We start from the raw sequence: 23,054 nt of genomic DNA, 5'->3' as shown, positions 1-23,054 counted from the left end.
TTATTCGGGCAGGTTTGATTTCAGAACCCTAAAAACGTTTCCACCCAACACTTTACTGACGTCCTCCCGTGATAGCCCTTGCGCAAGTAGTGCCTCGGTAAGCAAGGGGACACCGGTTGTATCAAATGGCGTTATGACATAACCATCAAAATCAGAACCAAGCCCCACGTGATCAATTCCTGCTACCTTGATGGTATAGAGGATTGCCTTAACAATCCCTTTTACGCTGGGATCACAAACCGCGCTTTTCCAGTAACCTATACCAATAACGCCAGCGTTCTTGGCAACGGCACCAATTTGTTCATCGGTGAGATTACGATTCCCCGGGCAGGTACCCTGCACACCCCCGTGGGATACAACAACCGGCTTTGTTGCAAGTTCGAGTGTTTCTCTGAATGCGGCGGGAGATGCATGAGCCAGATCAATGGTAATACCAAGAGACTCCATCTGTGGTATCAGAGCACGACCTAATTCTGTCAGGCCTCCTTTTCTCACACCATGGGCTGAGCCGGCAATTTGATTATCGAAAAAGTGAGTTAACCCCATCATCCTGTATCCTGCTAGATAAAACTCTTTCAGGGCATCGCTGCCGCCCTGCAGTGCGTGCATTCCTTCCAGTGAAAGCAGACCTTTTACACCATCCGTATTCAGATCTTGTTGCTTCAGCACCAGCGTCAGTTCCGATTGTTTTGCCAGCGCTTGAAGTTCCTCTGCCTGAGCTAAAGCACGCTGCTTCGGGCTAAACCAGGTAACCGGAGAGCGCCATGAGCTGATAAACAGAAGTGGCAATATATCAGACTCATTGCTAGTAGAGTTGTAATTGCGAACCTTGGGAACCTGAGTAACAACCCCAAACACTTGAAGATCTAGACCGCCCTCAATCAAGCGGGGTATATCAATATGCCCAAATCTGTTTCTTATCCTAAGGTCTCTTCCCCAAAGAAGCGGGTCCGCATGCAAGTCGGCAACGAAAACTTGTTGATGGAAGTCCCAGGTTTCAGCAGACACAGAATAGTGACTGACATCTAGCACCACGTTGTTTTTGCTGTCTACATCCTTTAAAACAATAAAGCGAAGTATAAAGAGTGCAATCACAACAAGTGTTATCAGGCTGATGAAGCCAATGCTCAATAGAAGGCGGTTCATATGTATGTACTCTTGCTATTCATTCGCAGAGTGGAAGCTTGCGTAGGTTATGCGCCATAATGAGGTGCCAATGGTGCCCTGACTATACGCTATCGACTGTTTCAAAATATTTAGTTGAATAGATTGTCTGAGATTCCAAATTCGTTGAGTCTGAAAGACTGAACTGTCGGCTCCCGTATGAGTTAGTACATAACTGTATGGATTTTCATAACCTGAAAGTTATCACCAGCGTCTTTTTATTTTAAGAGATCTCCGAAGCTGTGGCCAGTATTGTACTCGGGCCATGCTAACTCGCTTCCGTCACATCTTGAAATAGATCCCTATACTTGTTTCTTCCTGAGAGATCTAAGAGCGTTGTACTAAAAGATCGACCCTGACGACTTCTTGTAACTTACGGTGGGGGAGGTGGTTGTTAACAAATTACGCCATCGGTTAGCATGGATCTGATGATGACACCATTTTTACCCCCGCCAGCAAGCCTTGTCTTGACCAGAAGATCAATCACATAGCTAAATAGGGAGAGCGAAATTAATTCCCGGGGGCAGAAAAGGAACAACAGCCGGAGATTTTTAAAACTGAAAGGTCAGGCTTGAACTACGGATTAACAGCATTTCTGAAATTGCTGATGACAATGTACGCCATGGCTGATTTGATGAAAATCGAATCCAATAAAAAAGCCAGTAACACGTGGTTACTGGCTTCTTGTTCGTTGGATGTAGAGCGTAAATCTATGACGCCAATCGCTTAAAGCAATTCGTCGTTAAACAGAATTACGGATTAGCGGCATGGCATGCGTTGTGATTACATCGTCACTTTTTTCGCTTCTGCGACCCAAGAATCAAACAGGCCTTGGTTGGCTTTAATCCAGCCATTTACATGCGATTCAATGTCCGCCGTGCTGTTCTTGCCGTTACTCATCATCATATTTTGCGCACTGACATCATTGATGTTCAGTTTCATAATTTCGAACAATTTCGCTGCAGCAGGGTTTTGCTCGGTAAATTCTTTATTGGCGATAATATTCATCGCGTTCATTTCAAAGCCATAGTTTTTACCGTTAGACAGCGTTGTATCTACACCCTTTCGCTCGCCAGGTAAAGCAGAGAAAGGAACTTCAAGCCACACAACATCTTCATTTGGCACCAGTACGCCACTTACCCAATACGGTGTCCAGGTAAAATAAAGAATCGATTCGCCGTTCTTATAACGTGAAATCGTATCGGCGATAATAGCAGCGTAGTTACCCTGATTATGGCTTACCGTATCACGCAGTTTATAAGCAGACAGTTGCTCTTCAACCACCAACTCACAACCCCATCCGGGATTACAGCCAGTTAAATCCGCTTTTCCATCGCCATCGGCATCAAACAACCTCGCTATCTTCGGATCGTTTAGTTGGCCAATATTGGTAATGCCGTATTGGTCCGCCGTTTTTTTATCAATAAGGTAACCTTGTGCTGCGCCACTAACATACTGACCTTTGCGATAAAATTTATCATCGCCGCCTGCTTGGTTATATTTGTCCGCGTGAAGCGGAAACCAGCCTACCGCCAGAAAAGTAGCGTCGCCTTTCGCAATCGACGTATAGCCAACGTTGTAATCGACTTCTTTGGTTTCCTTAACCTCATAGCCTAGCGCTTCAAGCGCACGGTTTACAATTAGTGTTTGAAATGTCTCTTCAGCAACGGTTGATTGAATAGGCTGCACGGTCACACCATCACCAGGAAGTTTTTCAGCCCAAACATTGGTTGATATAGCCAAAGCTGAAAGCATGCTTGCAGTTAGCGTTTTCTTCCATGAATTATTCATTTCCACTTCTCCTCAAATTTAATTTTTCTTTACTTTTCTGAGTAAACACTTGTAGCAAAATAGCAACAGGGCCCGAGTGATACCAACGCAGCTTAGTATTACCGGCATTCACTCCTAAAACTTGGGTTATCCGGTCGAGTAAGATGGCCAGAGTCACGATTCCTAGTCCACCGACTGCAGCGAGTCCCATATCCAAACGACCAATACCGCGCAGTACCATCTGACCTAGACCGCCAACCGCAATCATGGAGGCAATCACCACCATAGAAAGTGATAGCATCAGAGTTTGATTGACACCCGCCATGATGGTAGGCAGTGCCAATGGAAGCTGAATTCGATAAAGCATCTGTTTCTTACTCGCACCAAACGAATGTCCCGCTTCTATCAACTCTTCCGGTACTTGTTGAATACCAAGAATCGTTAGGCGAACCACTGGCGGCAGGGCAAAAATAATCGTCACCACCACACCTGGTACATTACCGATACCGAATAGCATTACGATAGGCACTAAGTACACAAATGCCGGGGTGGTTTGCATAGCATCAAGAATGGGACGCACAAACTTGGCGGCGGTATTACTACGAGCGAGCCAAATACCTAAAGGCAGACCAATCAGAAGGCAAAAGAACACTGATGTCATTACCAGCGAGAGCGTCACCATGGCCTGAGACCAAGCGCCGATTAAACCGATAAAGGTAAAGGATACTGCCGTCGCAACCCCAAGCTTTAGATTGGAAAATTGCCATGCTAATAAAAATAATAAAATAAGCATGAATGGCGCAGGCGTTGAAACTAAGGCGGTTTCAAAGGAGCTAAGAATAAAATCGATGGGAACACGAATGGCTTGAAATACTGGGCGTCCATGTTCGACTAACCAATTCAATCCTGATTCAATCCAGTTATCGACAGGAAGAACGGCCTCTTCGAATGGGTTTAATATATCAAACGAGGTCGCTTCCACGGTTTCGCTGTTTAGCCAGTCATTGGCATGTGATGTATTATCGCTCGTGTTACTCCAAGGATCATCCGCGGGTTCACTCGCAGGCTGTGACCACGGATCGTTATTCGTTTCTGATGACATCATTTATCCCTTGTCTAACGTCTGAAGAAGTCGTGATTTCGTCACAACGCCAAAGTAGTGACCGTTATCGTCTACTACAGGCACCGAATAAGGCATGCTCGCCACCACACCCAAGATATCGTTAATAGGCTGGTCGGGTTTGAGGGTTAGTCCTTTCTCGATCTGAGCACTCACTAACGTGCGGTTCTCTTTGTGCGCTTGACGCAAAGAATCAACAGAGACGATGCCAGAATAATGACTCGTCTTATCTACGACGATGCCATAATCTCTATCATTATCGATTAAGGTTTTTAGGGCAGAGGCGGGGCCATCATGCTCGGATTTTTTAAACACCGCGGCCGGTTTTTTACGTGCAATGTCTTTCGCCGTCAGGACACTGGCAACATTCACACCGCGGAAGAAGGCTTCCACATAATCATTGGCCGGATTATTGAGAATGTCATCTGGTGTGCCAACTTGAACCACCTCGCCGTTTTGCATAATAGCAATGCGGTCACCAATTCGCATCGCTTCATCCAGATCGTGAGAAATAAACACAATCGTACGCTTGTCGTCATTTTGCAGACGGATCAGCTCATCTTGCATTTCAGTTCGAATCAACGGGTCTAAAGCAGAAAAAGCTTCATCCATGAGCAAGATGTCAGGGTCACAAGCCAAGGCTCTGGCTAGGCCAACACGCTGCTTCATACCACCGGATAATTCATCTGGATAAGATTCCGGGTAAGCGCCTAAACCTACACGCTCTAATGCACTTAATGCGCATTCACGGCGCTTATCCAGTTCAATTCCCGCGAGCTCTAAGCCAAAGGCAGCGTTTTCAATCACCGTCATGTGTGGCATGAGGGCGAAGTTCTGAAACACCATAGAAATGTTGTTGCGGCGTACCTGACGAAGTTCGTCTTCTGAAATGTGGGCAATGTCTTTGCCTTTAAGCAATACGTTACCACGAGTTGGTTCAATGAGTCGGTTGAGTAGACGAACCAAGGTAGACTTACCAGAGCCAGAAAGCCCCATAATGACAAAGATTTCGCCCTCATTGATACTTAGAGAAACGTCATTAACCCCAATGGTTAAGCCGGTTTTTTCGAAAACTTCATCTTTGTCGGCACCTTCATTGATCATTGAAAATGCGCGGTCAGTGTCATTCCCAAACACTTTGTACATGCCCTTAACTTCAAGTATGGGATCCATGTTGTCAGTCCTTTTAAGGTGTCGAAATACAAACAAACAGTTAGTACTCTAAGTAATTTTGGCTTTGTAATCAAGGTTAATCATGTATTTTTACTGGGGAGAATATTTGATGGGAAAATAGAATGTTGAATTATAACTCTGTTAAGGCTTTGATTTAAATGGCTTTGTGTTGGGTGTTGATATCCGAAAACGCTTTTTATTTTTGATAAATAGCGCGTGTAATAGAGAGGTGTGACAGATGTGTCATAACATCATCCTAACATTGAAAATATAAATATAGTTCGAGTACAAAGTAATTTGAGAGGGTTAATAAGACCATCTGATCTGCACCATAAATATTGGCCGCTGACAGCCGACCACGCGGTGATATCGACCTGACTAAATAGCACTTAGGCCGCGAGCTGAACTATCAGGCACAGCCGATGTCGTTCGCGTTCGGCACCCCGTTAGAATATGGCGCAATCCATCATTACGGCGGCAAAGCCGATATGTCGCCACAAAACACCGTCGTTCCCACAAGGCCGTGGTTGGGTGTTCAGATGCAGATACCGAGGCAATTTATCAGATCATGGCTGATTTTCTGACCGCAGACTAAAGCCCCTGTATCTCAAGCTAAGCGATTGAATCAGTTTCTGGTGCAACCGTGTGGGTGAAAAAGTGTTAAACGTTTTTGGAAGGGTTTAAACGGGGTCTGAATTGCCTGTGAGCCGAGATTGTAGTGGATATTACGGTATAGTTGTCTTATCAATAGATGAAAATGATAGCGGGGCTTCGGCTCTGCTTACCGCCTCAAATATGACTAAACCACAAAGGCAAACCCTAACTCCAAGAGTACGCGATTGCATGTATTCGCATGAACCACAAACCGGACAGATTAGAGTCTTTTCCATTATGGATTCTCTTAAGAATGAACACTAATTTGACTATATAAAGTAGGGAGATCACCGCCAGAAATGAATCAAAACTTTGGGCGATGGTTCCTATGATTAGTTCTGACTCATACTCACCCTGACAATTCAATATTAAATCTACTTATGATGAATTGAAAACATGACATTGGAAGTCCCAACGGGCATCATAAAACCATAATTAGTGTTTTCAATTAACAAATAATAAGTCCCCTTAGGTAAATTAATCCAGTCTGTTTCGTATCTTTCTCGAAGAGGAAGAAAAGAGTAGGTGTGTTCAATAATCACATCTGAAAATTGATTAAGCTGAGTTTGATCAACCCAACTTAAATAATTAGACTTATCAATAATAAACGCTTCTGAAACAATATCGTCAATAGGACCAGCAGAACCATTAGCAACAGGAGAGGCAGGAGCCACTTTTACATTCGTCTGCTGATTAGCGGCAACCGTAAACTCATAAGTGTAATACGCATTTTTTTCAATCAAAACTGAATCTTTTTCACTTGAACTATCGCCATCATCATCACCACTGCAACCTATAGCTAGCACAGATAGCATACCTACAATCATTATGCGGGTAATATTAAACCTATTCAAAAAACACACAACTTCAACCCATATAAAATAAATAATATCAAGAGGTTGCATTTGAACACATTTACCAGGTATGAGCAAGGTTGCACCTTTGGAGAGCCGTACCGCGCTGTAGGGTATGACGCACTCAAAAAACCTTTCACCCCGTATTACTAGACGGGGTTACTAAGTCAAATTAGAACGTTAAATTATGCTTCCTTTAAACACACCAATGGCACAGAGAATTTTTGACTTTTATCTGCAATATCTGAAGGTGAGATCTTATTGTCAGCAGTCTTCTTATCGGTCATATGATAAGAAACGTTTTGTTCATTCAAAAAGATACTTAGTATGGATGATTTCATTGAATTTTTCTTATCACTTGTAACGATACCAATCACATCACCATTTTCTGACATAACTGGAGCACCAATATCTCCTCTGCTTATTTCATTAGTGATTGTCATAATTCGAATATCGTTATAGCTGCCTGATGCTCTACTAACTATCCCGTCGGTAATTTTACCTTGATAAGATGGTATCTTAGAATTTCCCATATCGGAAAATTCAAACCCATATGTATAAGTGCGTTCGCCTTGGGACGTTCTCTTCTTAGAACTTATAATTGCATAGGTATCATTAGGAATCGCTGATTTCAGAATCGATATATTATTAATTTTATCTGTTCTAATTACTGTTGCTTCAATCAACCGACCATTTCTTTTATAATTAACCTTTGAGCAACTTTCAACAGCATTACTAGTTGTTAGTAAATAATTCTTATTTATAAAGAAGCCTGTGGAGCTAATACTCAAATCAGGTTTGTAATTAACACCATTTGAAACAATATTATAGTTATTTACAGTCCTAAAATTTTTCACCTGAGAATCATTATTGGAAAGTGGCCGACCATTGACTTCGGTTACATTACAATTTAACCCACCAGAACTTTTACAAGTATCTTGAGCTAGATTCATAGCTTCTTCTTTTGTAGATGCTCCCCATGCAGTTCCAGCAACTCCATTGATACCAATAGAGAAAGCTTTATTATCGGATTTATTTTTATACTGATTGTATAGTTTCTCAGCTGTTATATTAGCTGCTTGACTGCTCGCTGAAAAAACAATAACGGCTAACAAACTCACATTGAATAATTTGACTTTCACTTCCAAATCCATCCTCTCAGGCAAACATCAAAAAAATTAGAGATAATTTTAGTTCGCAAAATACCAATTACGTTAATTTGCTGAATTAGCATAGGAAAACGCACATTCAGCCTTATATCGTACATTCAACGCACTTATGCCTATCTTATCATGCATCAATGTAATGAAAGTTTACTTTACTTCTGCACACCAAAGCTGCATGAATCTAACGAAATGAGATCTGAACCTGAAATCTAGGCAAATGGACAAAAAGGAGACTTTCATTGAGGTTATACCCGATTTTTTAGGAAACACTTCCACCACGCCCCCTAACTAAATAGCGCCATCATGGCGCTATGAAAACATCAAACGCACTCAAATCGCTCAGGCAGTCTTATCTGCCAACCTTACCGGTAACCTTGCCGTATTGGCCGCTGAGTTAAATCAGTCAGATAACGGCCTGGTTCAGCAGATAGTGGAACTAAAAGCAGGCTCTGATAGAGGCTGCATTGAAAGCACCATCAGTAAGGCGAGGACAAAGGCAAAATTTTTGAAGCGGATGTGAGCGATACATTAACGGAAAATTTAAAAGTGAAATGTAATTGTGCATAACTATTGTCGATGCCGGGGAGAGTGCTTTTTTGCAGCTTTGGTTTAAAAGTGATGTTTTCTTTTGCAGAAATAGCAAGGAAATCAGAAGTTGCATGTAATAAATGGGATCTTGTAATGGCCTGTGGGTAACTGTGAAAATTATCGTTATCCACAGAAGCTGTGCATAACTCTGTGGGAAATGCTTCAAGGCTAGAAATCATGCTGACTCCGGTAAAGTCAATAGATTATAGCTGAAATCTGTATGTAACAATCGCGATTTTGATTTACTTCAACTATTGAAAAAAGCTTTAGCATCAAAGATGTAAAAGGGAGTTACGTAAACTCATTTTCCAGCCAACGGGCGAATTGAAACAACTCATGCTGGCTTTCCCCGAAGTCGACCATCATGGTGCTAATTACGGGCATGACCGATTTAGCCTGGTAGGGGTAACCCATCATTCTTTCAGAAAAGGTATTGAACAGAATGCGGAGTGGGTTAGTACAATCGCAGTGAATATAGGCAATTGTGCCTTTAATTATAGTGAGTTCCAATTGGATTGTTCCCCACCTAAAACGACCATTCAGCTGGCGATGAAATGGAGGAGACTGACCATAATTCCAATCCCAGCTTGAAATAAGGTGAAGTTTTGTTCCCAACCCCGGTAAATCAGGTAAAGGATTGATATTAAGTCTTCTTTCTTGTGGCATGACGGTAAAGTGCTCACTGCAAGCGCTGGCCAAGGCTCTCTCGATGGTCTCATGTTGAATACGAGGATTTGATTCGCAGAGGTTGCCATATTTAGTGGTAATTGAAGAGGTTTGATTGTCATTTTCCTCATGCTGCAGCATAAACTCTTCTACCGCTGATAAGTCAGTTTGTACTCTGATAGTGCAATGCTGCATGAAGTTACCATTAACAATGCTCGTCGCAGTATTAGATATTTTTTTCTTTCCTATCATAATTTCGTTGTTGTCATTGCATTCGGCCTTGATCTTAAGCTTGCCTATTAAGGTCGTGAGAATCCCTTTTACCACAGCGGTATTGATGTCGTTCGCATTTCCCATGAGTGAAAAATTGGTATGGCCGGGATCTTGATAAATAGCCCCTCCATAAGTATGGCGACGAACGATGCTCAGGCTCTTCCGGTGAACATTTCGGGTATTGCATACTAACCAGGGATTTTGATCTTTGCCGATGTTCACTGATGAGCGGTTACGCCAGACAAACAAAACGCATTGACCAGGCGATAGGGAATTAAACAGCACGTCTTCAACCGCCTGGTTAAACCACGGATTGGTTGATTGTGAGAGGTATCGATGTAACTCCATCGGACATGCCTATAAAACCTTATGAGATTGACGATTATAACGATGAATGCAATTTAATGCATATTTGTTTTTTATACGTAAACGGGGGATTTATTGTTTGCTGTGCGGTGTACCGATTAATTCAGGTTAAGAGTCAATCAAATAGGAACAAGATTTATTCTTATCCTTGAACTTTACAGTACTCTTAAATTAGAATGAGAATTGTTTTTATTAAGGTGTGAAAATTGTGTCCCACATTCTTGTCGTTGACGATGATATCCAGCTTTGCGAACTATTACATGAGGTCTTAAGTGAAGAGGGCTACGATGTCCACTGTGTGTACTGTGGCGAGAGTGCATTGACCTACATGCAAGATCATGCCGTTGATCTGGTTTTGCTTGATGTCATGCTACCGAATCTTAATGGCATTCAAGTCGCTCGTCGTATTTGTCAGCGCTTTGCCACGCCTATTCTGATGTTAACAGCATTGGGGGATGAAACATCTTTGCTCGATGGTCTCGAAGCGGGTGCTGATCAATATGTCGCAAAACCCTTTCGGGTACCTGAATTATTAGGGCGTATTAGGGCTATATGGCGAAGAGTCGGGTTAGAACGACAACGGCAAAGTCTTAATTGTTACCAGACCGAACTGTCACAGCAAATTTCACGCTTGCCTTTGACTGGGACAGAGGCTGAACTCCTGGACTTTTTGATTAAACATCACGGTATAGTGGTTGCAAAAGCGGAATTGCAAAAGGAAGTTCTGAAAAAAGACCTTAACCCGTTTGACCGAAATCTGGATATGCATATCAGTAATATCCGCCGAAAAATGGTGCAGTCTGGTTTATCAAAGCAGCATATAAAGACCATTCGGGGAAAAGGATACAGTTTTAGCGAGACTGCCGGGGTAGGCTAGGCTGGATACCCCAATGCCTCTAAGACGCAGCGTTCAGTGAGTACCTCAAGGTGATTTGGGTATATTCGACATTATTGATTTTGGTCGCTATAAATTAATCGGTTTCTAATAACGGCCAGCTCTTTAGTCTGAAAGTTAATAGCCTTTAAGTCTGGCTTTAGTTGATAAAATAACGCTGAGTCACGCTTGGCATCATACCCGTGTTTGAAGTAGCCACGACCACTTGGGTACTCTAAGTTCCATAACTGGCTTTTTACGACCCGACTGATGGCAATAAACTCACCAATATAATTGGCTGTGTCTTCTGTAATCCTAAATTTGAGGGCGAGATTACCTGTACTGCTGGTATAGAAGGTTTGGTTCCCGTTAGAGCCTTCAATGACGATGCGATAGAGCTCATATTCGCCGGCAGGAAGCGGCAGAATGAAAAGTTGCCCTAAAAGTGACGGTGTTTTGAAGTCGGAGTGAGAATTATCGTTAGTTAACGAGATGGTTTCGTTATCACCAATCTGTCGGATCATGAGTGTAGTGGTTAACGCTTCACCTGAAGCGGGCAAGGCTCTTGTGGCACCAATCATACCGACTAAATAGCCTTTTGGCTGATCATTATCTTCGGTGTATTTATCTGGCAATGTAATGTCAAGACCCGAGGAGCAGCCTAAAAGGACAAAACTGAAAAAGCAAATGAAGATATATTTCACCGGTAAACATTCCTTGTCATGCCTGAGCCCTTATCTCCCTGGTGAAAAAGGCTAACGGCTTAATCTATTTCACAAAAGGATGGACAGTATATTCTACAAAGCGCATTTAAACACGTTACTTATCTGGATGTTAATCATTTGAATGCCAAGATATGAACGATACCACGAAATGAGGTTTTTTTTGATATGGAAAATCACGTTGTTACCCGTTTTCTAGGCTTGTATTGGCGGTGTTGATCGAAGGGTTGGCTAAATAAAAAAATGAAATCGATTAGTTATAATTATTTTGCATCAGTTTTTTTCCTTGGTGATCGAGGCGGTCTAGCTTTTCGCCTTTTTTCGTATTTTGCGGTGAGCTTATTGTTGATCCTTGGCGTACAGAATGCTGCTGAAGTCGCCTTGATTAAATCGATGCTGCATGTACCTGAGAAAGTGCAGGAACAGATGTTAGATCTGGCTTATCAGGCCGACGTATTGATCGCCGAAGGGGATCTGGATGAATTGGCGGATTGGGAGAGAGGTCAGCATTACTACCTGTTTGTGTTAGATGGGAAAAACAAGCCTGTCAGCGGTCGCGAAATGCACCCGCACTTTGAATTTAAGCTGAATTATATTCGTAAGATCGATACGGTATTGGAAAATAGGGTCAATCAGCCTGTTATTGCCTTGCCATTGAATGGTGGTAATCAGCTGGTGATCCAGTTTCCCCATCAATTACATCCGGCACGAAACTTTCCATATTACTTTGGTATTATTCAGGTGATCATTGCCGCCTTGATCCTAAGTGTATTTTCGCTGCTTCTGGCCCGTTATTTACAGCGCCCGTTGCATCAGCTTCAGAAGGCCAGTCGCCGTCTTGCTGACGGGGATTTCAATGTCAGGGTTGCCGACGAGGTGGGTGACAGTGTCACTGAATTTAATGCGCTTGCCTGTGATTTCGACCATATGACTGACCGTATTCAGGTGTTGGCTGAAAAGCAAAATAGGTTGATCCGTGATGTGTCCCATGAGTTGAGAACGCCACTGGCACGCCATAGTCTTGCGCTGCACTTGCTACGAAAACGTATTCCTGCAGAAACCCAGCCGCTGCTGGACAAATTAGAGCGTGAATCTGATGAAATGAATGATCTCGTTACGGAAATTCTGGAACTCAGCCGGTTGGAAAACACCTGCTATTCAGCAAGTTTAGTGCCGGTGCAGCTGGAAACTTTATGCCAGATCCAGGTTGAGGAAAGTCTGCAGTCATTAAAACCGGAACAATCTATTGCTTGCGAGTTGGAGAATGCAACTGCAATGGTACTCGCTGACAGCCGCCTGGTGCTGCGGGTGGTAAAGAATCTGCTGGGCAATGCAATTAAATATGCCGGAGAAACGGCAGAAATCACATTATCGGTTAAACCGTCTATTAAAGAGGACGGTCAGTTTGTAACGGTGACTGTTGAGGATAATGGCCAAGGGATTGCGAAGCAGCACATCAAGCGGATATTTGATCCCTTTACCCGGCTCGAAGCTGCACGAGATAAACAGTCTGGTGGTTATGGGCTGGGTTTAGCGATTGTAAAAGAGTCGATGACGGTTATGAAAGGTAAAGTGAAGGCTGAAAACCGAGAGCAGGGCGGGTTACGGATTACGTTATCGTTTCCTGTTGCCGGGTAGTTCACTAAAAGGCACGCGCAAGCCCTGAAATCTTTGCGTGCCTTTTGTATCACCCGGTAATATCAATGCTTACTTGATCGGTAGCAGCATACAAACTTACTTAACAGTATTAATGATATTTTTGAAATGCTTTGCTTTAGTGAAAAGATAGTCGACATCTGGCGGGAAGTCTTTGTTCGACTTGGCATGTTTCATCATGTCGAACACTTTAAATTCCGTTAACACAGCATACTGGTACGGTTTGAAATCGCTATTGGCTTGCATCGTCGGGTCGAAATACTGATCCCCTTTCTTGATAATGGCTTGGTCAACCAAAGGATCTTCACAACGATAACCCAGCACGTATCTTTCACCTTTGCCATAAATGACATTCATATAGCTATTGTAAAAGCTCTCGTCTTCTTTCGTTGTACAAGTTTCTAATATGTCTTCATCCATTGCATTGACAGTGACAATTCGGATGTTATCCGGGTTAAATCTTAATGCTGTCAGTTGCTGGTGAATTGCTTCTAAGGTCAGTTGCGTCACTTTAAATACCGCATAATCAATAAAATCGTCGGCATTATACTGTTATCTTCGAAAATCACCAAAAAGCCTCAAAATGACAAATATTGCTCATCAGCCCGGTGCGCGACGCGGATCTGGGCACTCGACCTTTAAGAAGGCGAATCTTTGACTATGTGGGGCTCAATGGCGAAGTGAGTTGATCTCAGGTTCAGCCGACTAAGGCTTTCTAAATGGTTTGCAACTGCCGAGCAATAAGAAATCCTCGGCAGCTTGTTTTCAGTCTGAAATGCTTATGCGGCATCTAACGCTTTTTGTTGATGCGAAAGGTACTCGTCATAAGTGCCTTGGAAGTTAACGAGCTTCTTGTCTTTCACATCAATAATAGAAGTTGCAAGAGACGATACAAACTCGCGGTCATGGCTCACAAAAATAAGCGTACCTTGATAACTTTTGAGTGCGTTATTAAGCGCTTCAATCGCTTCCATATCCATGTGGTTCGTTGGTTCATCCATAACGAGAACATTGATGTCTTGCATCATTAACTTACCAAACAATAAGCGGTTTTTTTCGCCACCAGAACAGTTCTTTGCTTGTTTATTTGCATCATCGGCAGTAAACAGCAAGCGACCTAAAATACCACGAACCATCAAGTCATCATGCTTCGTTGTGCGCCACTGTGAGATCCAATCGAAGATGCTTAAGTCGTTGTCGAAGTCAGCCGTACTATCTTGTGGACAGTAACCAATAGAAGCATTCTCAGACCATTTTACAATGCCTTTATTTTGCTCTAATTCCTTTACCAGGCAGCGTAGCAGTGTGGTTTTACCTACACCATTTTCGCCAATTACCGCTAAGCGAGTACCAGCTTCGAGAAGTAAGTTACCTTTTTCGAACAGGAGTTCATCTTCAAATGCATGACCTAAATCCTGCAGTTCAAGTGCTTGGCGGTGCAGCTTCTTGCCTTCACCAAAATTAATCGACGGGCTAATACGGCTAGTCGATTTAACTTCGTCTAGCTTAATTTTATCCATCTTCTTAGCACGAGAACTTGCTTGCTTAGCTTTAGAGGCGTTTGCCCCAAATCGATTGACGAAATCTTGCAACTCGCTAATCTCAGCTGATTTTTTAGCATTGCTTGCCAGTAACTGTTCGCGGATCAGGCCTGACGCTTCAAGGAAGTATTCGTAGTTACCCGGGTAAATACGAAGCTCACCGTAATCGATATCCGCCATGTGGGTACATACCGAGTTCAAGAAGTGACGGTCATGCGAGATGATGATCATCGTACACTTACGTTGATTAAGTTCTTCAGCAAGCCAGTTAATCGTATGAATATCCAAGTTGTTGGTTGGTTCATCTAACAACAAGATATCAGGGTTGGCGAAAAGTGCTTGCGCCAGTAGCACTCGCAGTTTCCAGCCTGGCGCAACGTGTTGCATCGAGCCGAAATGGAATTCTTCTTCGATACCAGCTTGAAGCAAAATGTCGCCAGCACGGCTTTCTGCGGTATAGCCGTTCATTTCTGCGAATTCACTCTCAAGTTCTGCGACTTTCATGCCGTCTTCTTCGCTCATTTCTGGCAATGAATAAATACGGTCACGTTCTTGTTTGATTTCCCAAAGTTTACGGTCACCCATTATTACAACGTCGATAACATTGTATTGCTCAAAGGCAAATTGGTCCTGGCTTAGTACGCCAAGTTTTAATCCAGGAGAGATCGAGACATTGCCAGAGCTTGGAGCCAGTGCGCCACTAAGAATCTTCATGAACGTTGATTTACCACATCCATTGGCTCCGATTAAGCCGTAACGGTTACCGTTACCAAACTTAGCAGAAATGTTTTCAAATAAAGGCTCGGCGCCGAATTGCATGGTGATGTTAGCGGTTGAGATCAAAGAAGTATTCCTAGGTATTAAGGTGGGCTAATTGCTTAGTCAGATATGCCAAATCAACAGAAATGAAAGCACGAATTAATAGCCGGCGAATTATACAGACTTATTGAACAAATAACAGATGTGAGATGTAAGTCACAGAAGGTGATTGACGTGGAGGGGGAGTTACCTTAACCAATTGCAAAGAATGTAAATTAAATGCAAATGACAATAGTTATCATTTATATTAAGATCCGAGTTTGCAGTGGTAGCCGGCAACGGCACCAATGGGGTATTCACTTTCTCTTTGATAAAGACACAAGAGATATGTGACGCATTAAATTTTTGGAGATAACGGAATATGTTTCATAAAAGTCAGCTGACTTTATTGATTGCTGCGATTTTAGCGGTACCAGTAGTTCAGGCTCAGACAACAGAGGTTGATGAGCATATGGTCGTAACAGGCCGCGACTATGGCTATAAGGTTGATACCAATACCAGCGCTATGCGTATCGAAGCAACCCAGCTTGAAACCCCGGGACAAGTTACGGTTATTGACGAGCAGATCATTGATGAACAGCGGGCAAGTACGCTAGGTGAAGTGCTTAAGAATGATGCCAGTATTTCTGCTGGTGGCGTCAGCCGTAACCGTGAGTCGTTTTCTCTCCGTGGATTTTCATTAGACAGCGGTAGCAGTTTTTTACGTGACGGTAAGCAGCATTGGTCTCATTACCGTCAGCCGATAGAGTTGCTTGAGCGCGTCGAAGTACTGAAAGGTCCTGCTGGTTTGCTTTACGGAAAGTCGGCGCCTGGCGGTCTGGTTAATATGGTATCAAAGAAACCGACTTACGATACTCAGGTGAATGTGAGCCAGGATATTGGCTCTAATAACGAATCACGTACGGTTGCCGATATCAGTGGTTCTCTGAACGATGAGCAGACCCTGCGTGCACGTGCGATTGTCGCCAAGCAAAGCTACGACTCATGGCGAACCTATACCGATGGCAGCACGCCGTCGACCGAGCGCTTTATTGGGGGCCTGTTCGTCGATTATGATATCAACGACACAGTGACCGTTTCATTTCACTATGACAAAACGAATGACAACGGTAATGTTGATTCAGGTGCTTACATCGTCGACGGCAAACCGGTATTAGGTCGTGATCATATCTGGGATGCACAATGGTCAACGATTGAGAACGATGTTGAAAACATCGGCTTTGATGTGGCGGCAAACTTATCCGATGTATGGCGCCTGAAAGGGGGCTATAACCATCAGGACTTTGAGCGCCGAGATACCGAGAGTTTTTCAAAACCGGATACCTATAATCCAACCACGGGGACATTCGAGTATCGGGGTTACGACCGTTGGGATAACTGGCAGTTTGATACTGCATACGTTGATCTTGTCGGTGACTTTGACGGGTTAGGTGTCAGCCACCAATTGCTTGTCGGTGCGAACTGGTTAGGTTACTACTATAAGTCCCAAAGTCAGAGCATTAAAGGCCTGGAGGCCGAAGTCGGCAAGCCTCTGGAGAAGCCTGGCGATCTGCATTATTCGAATGGTAAGGTTAAAGACCCAACGAAGCGTGATTCTTACGGTATCTATGTTCAAGATATGATCACGGTCAATGACCAGTGGCAATTCCTGGCAGGCTTGCGCTTTGACCGCGAAGAAAATGATATTGATACTTACGATAATATTCTGCCAAAAGCGGGTGTGATTTATCACCCGGCAGAAAATGGTTCGATTTACCTGACGTATTCAGAAAGCTTCGAGCCAAAAGATCCTATCGATAATGACAATGACATCAATAACGGGAAGGCACTTGATCCTGTCAAGGGCACGCTTTATGAGCTAGGGTCGAAATGGGAATTACTCGATAACCAGCTGTTTGTCTCTGGCGCCATATTTGAAATCACCCAAGAAAACAAAGTGATTTCTCAGGATCTGGAGGGTCAGTCTGATTTTGAAACCGAGACCACCCAGGCCGGAAAGCAGATCCACCGCGGTGCTGAATTCAATGCGACCGGTTACGTATCAGAAGCGCTTTCGTTAAGCGGTTCGATGACTTACCTCAATGCTGAAATCAAAGATGAGTTCGATGCATCCATTAATGGTAACCGTCCGGCTGATGTCCCTGAGTTATCTGCGAGTGTCTGGACGCGGTACTCGTTTGCGAATAATACCGATTTGAACCTTGGTGCTATCTACGTGGGCGATCGTTTTGGTGATGAGAAAAACACGTATAAGAAAGACGCTTATACCCGCATCGATACGGGTGTGGCTCATACTATCAAATATGATCAGAATCTGGATATGATTGTGCGTTTCAATATAGAAAACCTGTTTGATGAAGACTATCTTGCAGGTGGCAGCCAGACTAAAACGGTGATAGGCGAAGGCCGTAACTACATGGCAACACTGCAGTTACGCTACTAACGCCATAGATAAAGGGGAAGCACTTTCCCCTTTTACTTTGTTTCTTACGTTACTGTAACCAGATAGTTGTACAATCTGATCATTGTTCAGAACGGTGTCATTTATGTGGCACTCGTTTTCAATTAGAATCAAGGCAGTATCGCCCCGATTTAATCGGGATTTTTTATTTTTAATACTGACCTAACTTATCGGGTGAATTTTTATTTTAACTTTTTCAAAAGTATTGATTACAAATATGAATTTAATAAAACCTAGTTTGGCTATCTTGATGCTCAGCGTTACTGCCGGAGCATATGCTAATGATCTTGACGCCGCTCGGGCGATTGAAACTAAGACCAATGCCGCATCAATGCTGAGTCAGAACAAGATCGATAAGAGTGCTGATGTCGCTTTGTCGATGAAAGCGGATATCGAACAGCTTCAGGAGGAAGTGAAAAATCTAACGGTTTACCGTGATCATTTGTCGCGCCTGGTTGTGAACCAAAACGAAGAAGCGACAAGTATCGACAGTCAGATCCTGGATATTAAAGAAACACGTCAGGGCGTGGTTCCCCTGATGTACAAAATGATTGGTGGATTAAAGCACATTATTGCGGACGGCAAGCCGATTAAGCGTGAACAGCGTTTGGCGCGAGTGACCAAGCTGGACGTTATGATGGCACAAGCTGATATCAGCGATGCCGAAAAGTATCGTCGTATTCTTGAAGCCTACCAGATTGAAATGGATTACGGCACGAAGCTGGGCGTCTATCAAGGGACAGTCGCACTCGATACTAACGAATCCATTGAAGCTGATTTGCTTTATTTAGGTCGTATCTCCTTCGTTGCCCGTAGCTTAGACGGTACACGCTACTGGGCATGGAACGATAACGAGAATGGCTGGCAGGTTGTAGACAGCGGTGAAAGTTCAAACATAGATAAAGCATATGCGATTGCAGAAAAACAGGCAGCACCAAGCTTAATCACGCTACCGGTTTCGGTGCGGACCGTGCCTGATAAACAGAGTGCGAAACACCCCGCAGCTCAACAAGCTGCATCTCAACAAACCATAGCCGCATCGACTAACGTGGAGACCAACTAGTATGAAGTTCAAAACGTTAGTAACAGCGCTTTGCCTGTTTAGCTTGCCGCTTTCAGTTTTTGCTGAGGTTGACTCTACACAAGCCTTGGTGGCAAAAACACAGCAGGCGCAGAAGGCGCAGCGTGCACATAACGTACAACGTGAAGCCGGATTTAGCCAAACTGAGCAGGGAATTCGTGCCCAACGTGACGCACTGCTTGCTCAGCGTGATCAACTTCAACGTGAAACCGAGCTGCTGAGCAAGACCTTCAGCGAAAACGAAAACCGGCTTTCCATACTGGAAGAACAGCTGCGCCTGGAAACCGGAAGTCTGGGGGAACTGTTTGGTGTTGTTCGCCAGTCTGCAAAAGAGCTGAACGGGGAAATGGATGCTTCGGTAACAGGCGTCGACCGGGTGAAATATGGGCCGGTTGTAAACCAGATTGTTGATGCCAGGGTATTGCCTTCGATGTCTCAGTTAACGGGTTTATGGCAGGGTATGGTTGAGCAAATTTATGCCAGTGCAGAACTTGCCCCCGTTTCGGTGCCATATATCAATGGCGAAGGGTATACATCCGACGTTGAAGCCTATCGCCTCGGCAGTTTCGCCTTGGTTGGCGAACAGGGATATGTTAAATGGAATAGCGCTCGTCATGTTGCCAAGCCTTATCTAAAGCAACCTGAAAATGGGCCGGTTTCTGCTGATTTGGCTCGTATGAGTCAAGCCGGCCTGATGCCTCTGGTTGTCGACCCTTCCCGCGGTATGATGCTGGAGCAGTTAGCCAATACCCCATCGCTCAGTGAGCGGCTGGAACACGGTGGCGTGGTGGGTAAGATCATCTTAGGCTTATTGGCGATTGGCGCCGTTATTACGTTGTTCCGTGGTGCCAAGCTGTTTATTGCCCGCCAGCAGATTAACGCGCAATTAAAGCAACCACAGCAGCCGGGCAATAACCCGTTAGGCCGCGTTATTGCGGTGTATGACAAAGAACAAAACCGTAGCGTTGAAGCATTAGAATTACGTTTGCTTGAGGCCATTGTTGATGAACAGCAAAGCCTTGAGCAGGGCTTATCGATGCTGAAATTGCTTGCGGCACTGGCTCCGATGTTAGGCCTTCTGGGCACGGTGACGGGGATGATCGAGACCTTTCAGGTGATCACCCAGTTTGGCAATGGCGATCCTAAGGTGATGGCGGGCGGTATTTCAATGGCGCTGATCACGACGGTACTCGGCCTTATTGCGGCAATGCCACTGCTGCTGGCACATAATATTTTGAGCACTCAAGCCGATACCATCCGAAATATTCTGGAGAAACAAGGGATCAGCCTTGTTGCCGAGCAAGCTGAAAAAGTAGGAAAAACAGCATAATGGAAATCAGTCTTTTACAAGCCTGGTGGTTCTCATTAGCGCAATTCATGAACCAGGGCGGCCAGATATTGTGGTGGTTGGCTGCCGTGGTCATGCTTTGTTGGTTGCTGGTCGTTGAGCGGGTCATCTACCTGTTCTTCCTCTATCCGAAGCAGAGAAGCGTCTGGCTCGCGAAATGGCATAACCGTGATGATCAAACATCATGGTATGCCCATGCAATGCGCGATGGCTGGCTAAGTGAAGCCCGCATCGCATTACATCAAAACGTAAACCTAATCAAAGTGCTGGTGGCCATTTGTCCAATGCTTGGCCTGCTTGGTACAGTCACCGGCATGATTTCAGTATTTGATGTGATGGCCACGCAGGGCAGCAGCCAGCCTCGTTTAATGGCCTCTGGCATTTCGCTGGCGACTCTGCCGACAATGGCCGGAATGGTAGCAGCACTTGCCGGGATGTTTGTTCACGCTCGCCTTTCTAAAGCTTGCCTAATGCGTGAACTGAAATTAGAAAAATTATTAAGGAGCCAATGATGAGACTCAGCCGTCCGTCTTCTGCTCGTGAAGAAGCACAAATCGATATGACATCGATGCTCGATATCGTCTTCATCATGTTGATATTCTTTATTGTTACAAGCTCGTTTGTTCGTGAGTCGGGGGTCGAGGTCAATCGGCCGCAGGCCAGCAATGTTGTGAGTCAGAAAGAGGCGGGGATCTTTATTGCCATCACATCAGCCAACGATATCTATATTGATAAACGAGTGGTGGATGCCGAGCGGGTACAAGCGGTACTTGAGCACCTGTTGCTGGAACAGCCGGAAGCATCGTTAGTGATCCAGGCTGACGAACATGCTTATAATGGCACTGTGGTGAAAGTGATGGATGCTGCAAAAGGTGCCGGTGTACAACACATCGCCCTGGCGGCGGAGAAGCGTTAATGTTTTCTGTCGCTTTTCGGCTTTTTGTCGCACTGCCGGTATCGACCGCTGTGGTATTGGGGTTGTTCACATTCATGGCGTGGATGGTTGACAACGGCCAGCAACGTGCGCCTGAACAATCTCAAATCCTGGCGTTTGATATGGTGATGGTTGAGCAAGAGCGCGATGCTCAGCGGCGCCAGCGCGCTTTACCGGAAAAGCCGGATACACCAGAACCTCCACCGGAAGCGCTGCCAACCAGCTCGCAGTCTGTGACGGCAACTCCCGCGCCGGCCATGCCGAATCTTGCTTTGGACACGACCATTTCTGGTTTGGCGATTAATGTGCCTCAATTCTCTGATTTTGGTGCCAATCAGCAAGCAATGCCGTTATATCGGATTGAACCGCGTTATCCCGCGCGTGCGATTAAGAAAGGTGCCGAAGGTTTTGTGGTGTTGTCTTTCACTATCGATCCCCAGGGGCGCCCAACCGATATTAATGTTCTTGATGCAAAACCGCGGCGGCTATTTGAAAAAGAAGCCATTCGGGCGCTACGCAAATGGAAGTATCAGGCAAAAGTTGTCGATAGAAAAGCGATTGCGCAAGTGGGCCAAACAGTCCGTCTGGAATTTAAGTTAAACAAATGATGAAGATGAAGAAAGTCGTTATTGCACTTGCCTTGATGCTGTGCGGGCCTGTGAGCACATATGCTGAAGAACTTTCTCAGTTTACTGCCGGAAAAGTGCAGCGTGCGTATAATTTGCAACAAGATGAAAAGTTGAATGACGCCATTGCGTTGCTTGCTGATTTAGATCCTTCTCGTGCTTATGACAAAGCGTTTGTAAAGCGTATGATCGGCATCTTCTATTGGCAGAAGGGCAATACCGATAAAGCCATTGATAATCTGTCTTATGCCGTTAAAAGTGGTTTACTGAATGACGAGCAGGCATGGGTGACACAACGTATGCTAGCCGACATTCTATTATCGAATGAGCAGTTTAATGCCGCCTTACCGCATTACTACGCGCTATCAAAGCAGATCCCGGAGACTCAGAAAGCCGATGAATTATGGCTGCGCATCGCGCAGAGCCATTATCAGCTAGAAGAGTGGCAACAGGTTTTGTCGGCGTTAATCCGCTATGAATCTTATCAAAAGAAAGATGAGATTCAGCCACTGACGATCCGGTTGGGGGCGCAACTTCAGCTGAAACAGTGGAAAGCATCCATTTCAACTCTGAACCGTCTTATCGTGTTAGAGCCGAATAAAACGACCTGGTGGCAGCAACTGGCGGGCATTCAATTACGTAACGGGCGATCTTCCGATGCGTTAGAGACTCTGGCCCTGGCGAGGCGACAGGGGGTCATATTAAGTCAGCAAGATCTGAAAACCCTTGCTCAGCTCTATGCACAAGCCGGTATTCCCGAGCGTGCAGCAATCTTGTTTGATGAGTTAGAGGGTATCCAGAACAATGCCGGTTTACTGTCTGAACAGGCAAGATATTGGCAGATGGCAAAAGAGTGGGATAAGGCCATCTCTGTCTGGACCTTAGCGGCAAAATTAGACAATAAACACCGCTGGCCGCTGGCCCAATTACTGCTTCAGGAAGGTCATTACCATCAAGCACTTGCCGAGCTGGATAAGGTAAACCGTACAGATAAGAAAGCAGAGGTAGAGCTTGCTAAAGTGCGGGTCTATTACAAGCTGGACGATTTTGAAAAAGCGATTATCCACGCCAAGCTTGCGAATAATATTACCCCCTCTGCTGCGTCAAAAAGCTGGATCAAATACTTGGATCAGGTTCGCCATATGCAGTAATGACCCAATGAATACTGCGTTACTCCGCTTCAAAATGACAAAGAGCG

At 44.5% G+C, this 23,054-nt stretch carries 22 protein-coding genes; 11 read left to right on the top strand and 11 right to left on the bottom strand.

Features of this window, described 5'->3' with window-relative positions; translation table 11 throughout:
* Window positions 1-1,146, bottom strand: a complete 1,146-nt coding sequence (locus AC2204_RS14635) for a dipeptidase (protein WP_318926416.1) — start codon at window positions 1,144-1,146, stop codon at window positions 1-3.
* Window positions 1,147-1,735: 589 nt separating this feature from the next.
* Here AC2204_RS14635 and AC2204_RS14630 point away from each other — a divergent pair.
* Window positions 1,736-1,894, top strand: a complete 159-nt coding sequence (locus tag AC2204_RS14630; RefSeq protein WP_318926415.1) for a hypothetical protein — start codon at window positions 1,736-1,738, stop codon at window positions 1,892-1,894.
* Window positions 1,895-1,947: 53 nt separating this feature from the next.
* Here the strand turns inward: AC2204_RS14630 and proX are convergent, their stop codons facing one another.
* The 3 genes from proX to proV are packed head-to-tail and all read right to left on the bottom strand — an operon-like array spanning window position 1,948 to window position 5,227.
* On the bottom strand, window positions 1,948-2,955 hold the full coding sequence (gene proX / locus AC2204_RS14625) for a glycine betaine/L-proline ABC transporter substrate-binding protein ProX (RefSeq protein ID WP_318926414.1): 1,008 nt from the start codon (window positions 2,953-2,955) through the stop codon (window positions 1,948-1,950).
* Complete coding sequence (proW, locus tag AC2204_RS14620; RefSeq protein WP_318926413.1) at window positions 2,948-4,039, bottom strand: glycine betaine/L-proline ABC transporter permease ProW; 1,092 nt, start codon at window positions 4,037-4,039, stop codon at window positions 2,948-2,950. Before proW ends, proX begins: the two co-directional genes overlap by 8 nt.
* Window positions 4,040-5,227, bottom strand: a complete 1,188-nt coding sequence (gene proV, locus AC2204_RS14615; RefSeq protein WP_318926412.1) for a glycine betaine/L-proline ABC transporter ATP-binding protein ProV — start codon at window positions 5,225-5,227, stop codon at window positions 4,040-4,042.
* A 422-nt stretch (window positions 5,228-5,649) separates the two neighbouring features.
* Between proV and AC2204_RS14610 the strand changes: the two genes are divergently transcribed.
* Window positions 5,650-5,811 (top strand): phage virion morphogenesis family protein, encoded by a 162-nt coding sequence (locus tag AC2204_RS14610; protein WP_413466708.1) that lies wholly within the window; start codon window positions 5,650-5,652, stop codon window positions 5,809-5,811.
* A 444-nt stretch (window positions 5,812-6,255) separates the two neighbouring features.
* Here the strand turns inward: AC2204_RS14610 and AC2204_RS14605 are convergent, their stop codons facing one another.
* The 4 genes from AC2204_RS14605 to AC2204_RS14590 all read right to left on the bottom strand — a co-directional run bounded on the left by AC2204_RS14605 (window position 6,256) and on the right by AC2204_RS14590 (window position 9,776).
* Window positions 6,256-6,786 carry a hypothetical protein gene (locus AC2204_RS14605; protein ID WP_318926411.1) on the bottom strand — a complete coding sequence of 177 codons (531 nt, stop codon included), beginning with the start codon at window positions 6,784-6,786 and terminating at the stop codon, window positions 6,256-6,258.
* Window positions 6,787-6,920: 134 nt separating this feature from the next.
* A complete protein-coding gene (locus AC2204_RS14600) occupies window positions 6,921-7,877 on the bottom strand; it encodes a trypsin-like peptidase domain-containing protein (protein ID WP_318926410.1) in 957 nt (318 codons plus the stop codon).
* A 500-nt stretch (window positions 7,878-8,377) separates the two neighbouring features.
* A complete protein-coding gene (locus AC2204_RS14595; protein WP_318926409.1) occupies window positions 8,378-8,668 on the bottom strand; it encodes a hypothetical protein in 291 nt (96 codons plus the stop codon).
* Window positions 8,669-8,780: 112 nt separating this feature from the next.
* Entirely contained in the window at window positions 8,781-9,776 is a 996-nt protein-coding gene (locus AC2204_RS14590; RefSeq protein WP_318926408.1) for a lipoyl protein ligase domain-containing protein, read from the bottom strand.
* 226 nt (window positions 9,777-10,002) lie between these two features.
* Between AC2204_RS14590 and AC2204_RS14585 the strand changes: the two genes are divergently transcribed.
* Window positions 10,003-10,671: a response regulator transcription factor gene (locus AC2204_RS14585; RefSeq protein WP_318926407.1), complete on the top strand. Its 669-nt coding sequence runs from the start codon at window positions 10,003-10,005 to the stop codon at window positions 10,669-10,671.
* Window positions 10,672-10,742: 71 nt separating this feature from the next.
* Here AC2204_RS14585 and AC2204_RS14580 read toward each other — a convergent pair whose 3' ends face one another.
* Window positions 10,743-11,372, bottom strand: a complete 630-nt coding sequence (locus AC2204_RS14580; RefSeq protein WP_318926406.1) for a hypothetical protein — start codon at window positions 11,370-11,372, stop codon at window positions 10,743-10,745.
* A gap of 261 nt (window positions 11,373-11,633) precedes the next feature.
* Between AC2204_RS14580 and AC2204_RS14575 the strand changes: the two genes are divergently transcribed.
* On the top strand, window positions 11,634-13,028 hold the full coding sequence (locus AC2204_RS14575; RefSeq protein WP_318926405.1) for an ATP-binding protein: 1,395 nt from the start codon (window positions 11,634-11,636) through the stop codon (window positions 13,026-13,028).
* Between the two features lie 96 nt (window positions 13,029-13,124).
* On the opposite strand, the gene AC2204_RS14570 is transcribed toward AC2204_RS14575, so the two are convergent.
* On the bottom strand, window positions 13,125-13,556 hold the full coding sequence (locus tag AC2204_RS14570) for a hypothetical protein (protein WP_318926404.1): 432 nt from the start codon (window positions 13,554-13,556) through the stop codon (window positions 13,125-13,127).
* A gap of 269 nt (window positions 13,557-13,825) precedes the next feature.
* Entirely contained in the window at window positions 13,826-15,430 is a 1,605-nt protein-coding gene (locus AC2204_RS14565) for an ABC-F family ATPase (protein WP_318926403.1), read from the bottom strand.
* Between the two features lie 337 nt (window positions 15,431-15,767).
* Between AC2204_RS14565 and AC2204_RS14560 the strand changes: the two genes are divergently transcribed.
* The 7 genes from AC2204_RS14560 (at window position 15,768) to AC2204_RS14530 (ending at window position 23,007) form a co-directional block, all read left to right on the top strand.
* Complete coding sequence (locus AC2204_RS14560; RefSeq protein ID WP_318926402.1) at window positions 15,768-17,849, top strand: TonB-dependent siderophore receptor; 2,082 nt, start codon at window positions 15,768-15,770, stop codon at window positions 17,847-17,849.
* Window positions 17,850-18,084: 235 nt separating this feature from the next.
* Entirely contained in the window at window positions 18,085-18,930 is an 846-nt protein-coding gene (locus AC2204_RS14555; RefSeq protein ID WP_318926401.1) for a DUF3450 domain-containing protein, read from the top strand.
* Between the two features lies 1 nt (window position 18,931).
* On the top strand, window positions 18,932-20,278 hold the full coding sequence (locus AC2204_RS14550) for a MotA/TolQ/ExbB proton channel family protein (protein WP_318926400.1): 1,347 nt from the start codon (window positions 18,932-18,934) through the stop codon (window positions 20,276-20,278).
* Window positions 20,278-20,808, top strand: a complete 531-nt coding sequence (locus AC2204_RS14545; protein WP_318926399.1) for a MotA/TolQ/ExbB proton channel family protein — start codon at window positions 20,278-20,280, stop codon at window positions 20,806-20,808. The genes AC2204_RS14550 and AC2204_RS14545 overlap by 1 nt, the downstream gene beginning before the upstream one ends.
* Window positions 20,808-21,212, top strand: coding sequence for an ExbD/TolR family protein (locus AC2204_RS14540; protein ID WP_318926516.1), 405 nt, complete (start codon window positions 20,808-20,810; stop codon window positions 21,210-21,212). The genes AC2204_RS14545 and AC2204_RS14540 overlap by 1 nt, the downstream gene beginning before the upstream one ends.
* Window positions 21,212-21,838 carry an energy transducer TonB gene (locus AC2204_RS14535; protein ID WP_318926398.1) on the top strand — a complete coding sequence of 209 codons (627 nt, stop codon included), beginning with the start codon at window positions 21,212-21,214 and terminating at the stop codon, window positions 21,836-21,838. The genes AC2204_RS14540 and AC2204_RS14535 overlap by 1 nt, the downstream gene beginning before the upstream one ends.
* Window positions 21,835-23,007: a tetratricopeptide repeat protein gene (locus AC2204_RS14530; RefSeq protein ID WP_318926397.1), complete on the top strand. Its 1,173-nt coding sequence runs from the start codon at window positions 21,835-21,837 to the stop codon at window positions 23,005-23,007. Before AC2204_RS14535 ends, AC2204_RS14530 begins: the two co-directional genes overlap by 4 nt.
* The last annotated feature ends 47 nt before the right edge of the window (window positions 23,008-23,054 follow it).

This window comes from Photobacterium sp., assembly GCF_057456235.1.
Note: the sequence above shows the minus strand (reverse complement) of the source record. Positions and strands in the feature narration are given on the sequence as shown.

What these genes read in the sequence shown, in the direction of transcription:
- AC2204_RS14635 (WP_318926416.1), bottom strand. Translation starts at nt 1,146, where the DNA reads ATGAACCGCCTTCTATTGAGCATTGGCTTCATCAGCCTGATAACACTT.
- proX (WP_318926414.1), bottom strand. Translation starts at nt 2,955, where the DNA reads ATGAATAATTCATGGAAGAAAACGCTAACTGCAAGCATGCTTTCAGCT.
- proW (WP_318926413.1), bottom strand. Translation starts at nt 4,039, where the DNA reads ATGATGTCATCAGAAACGAATAACGATCCGTGGTCACAGCCTGCGAGT.
- proV (WP_318926412.1), bottom strand. Translation starts at nt 5,227, where the DNA reads ATGGATCCCATACTTGAAGTTAAGGGCATGTACAAAGTGTTTGGGAAT.
- AC2204_RS14610 (WP_413466708.1), top strand. Translation starts at nt 5,650, where the DNA reads ATGTCGTTCGCGTTCGGCACCCCGTTAGAATATGGCGCAATCCATCAT.
- AC2204_RS14605 (WP_318926411.1), bottom strand. Translation starts at nt 6,786, where the DNA reads ATGCAACCTCTTGATATTATTTATTTTATATGGGTTGAAGTTGTGTGT.
- AC2204_RS14595 (WP_318926409.1), bottom strand. Translation starts at nt 8,668, where the DNA reads ATGATTTCTAGCCTTGAAGCATTTCCCACAGAGTTATGCACAGCTTCT.
- AC2204_RS14590 (WP_318926408.1), bottom strand. Translation starts at nt 9,776, where the DNA reads ATGGAGTTACATCGATACCTCTCACAATCAACCAATCCGTGGTTTAAC.
- AC2204_RS14575 (WP_318926405.1), top strand. Translation starts at nt 11,634, where the DNA reads ATGAAATCGATTAGTTATAATTATTTTGCATCAGTTTTTTTCCTTGGT.
- AC2204_RS14560 (WP_318926402.1), top strand. Translation starts at nt 15,768, where the DNA reads ATGTTTCATAAAAGTCAGCTGACTTTATTGATTGCTGCGATTTTAGCG.
- AC2204_RS14555 (WP_318926401.1), top strand. Translation starts at nt 18,085, where the DNA reads ATGAATTTAATAAAACCTAGTTTGGCTATCTTGATGCTCAGCGTTACT.
- AC2204_RS14550 (WP_318926400.1), top strand. Translation starts at nt 18,932, where the DNA reads ATGAAGTTCAAAACGTTAGTAACAGCGCTTTGCCTGTTTAGCTTGCCG.
- AC2204_RS14545 (WP_318926399.1), top strand. Translation starts at nt 20,278, where the DNA reads ATGGAAATCAGTCTTTTACAAGCCTGGTGGTTCTCATTAGCGCAATTC.
- AC2204_RS14540 (WP_318926516.1), top strand. Translation starts at nt 20,808, where the DNA reads ATGAGACTCAGCCGTCCGTCTTCTGCTCGTGAAGAAGCACAAATCGAT.
- AC2204_RS14535 (WP_318926398.1), top strand. Translation starts at nt 21,212, where the DNA reads ATGTTTTCTGTCGCTTTTCGGCTTTTTGTCGCACTGCCGGTATCGACC.
- AC2204_RS14530 (WP_318926397.1), top strand. Translation starts at nt 21,835, where the DNA reads ATGATGAAGATGAAGAAAGTCGTTATTGCACTTGCCTTGATGCTGTGC.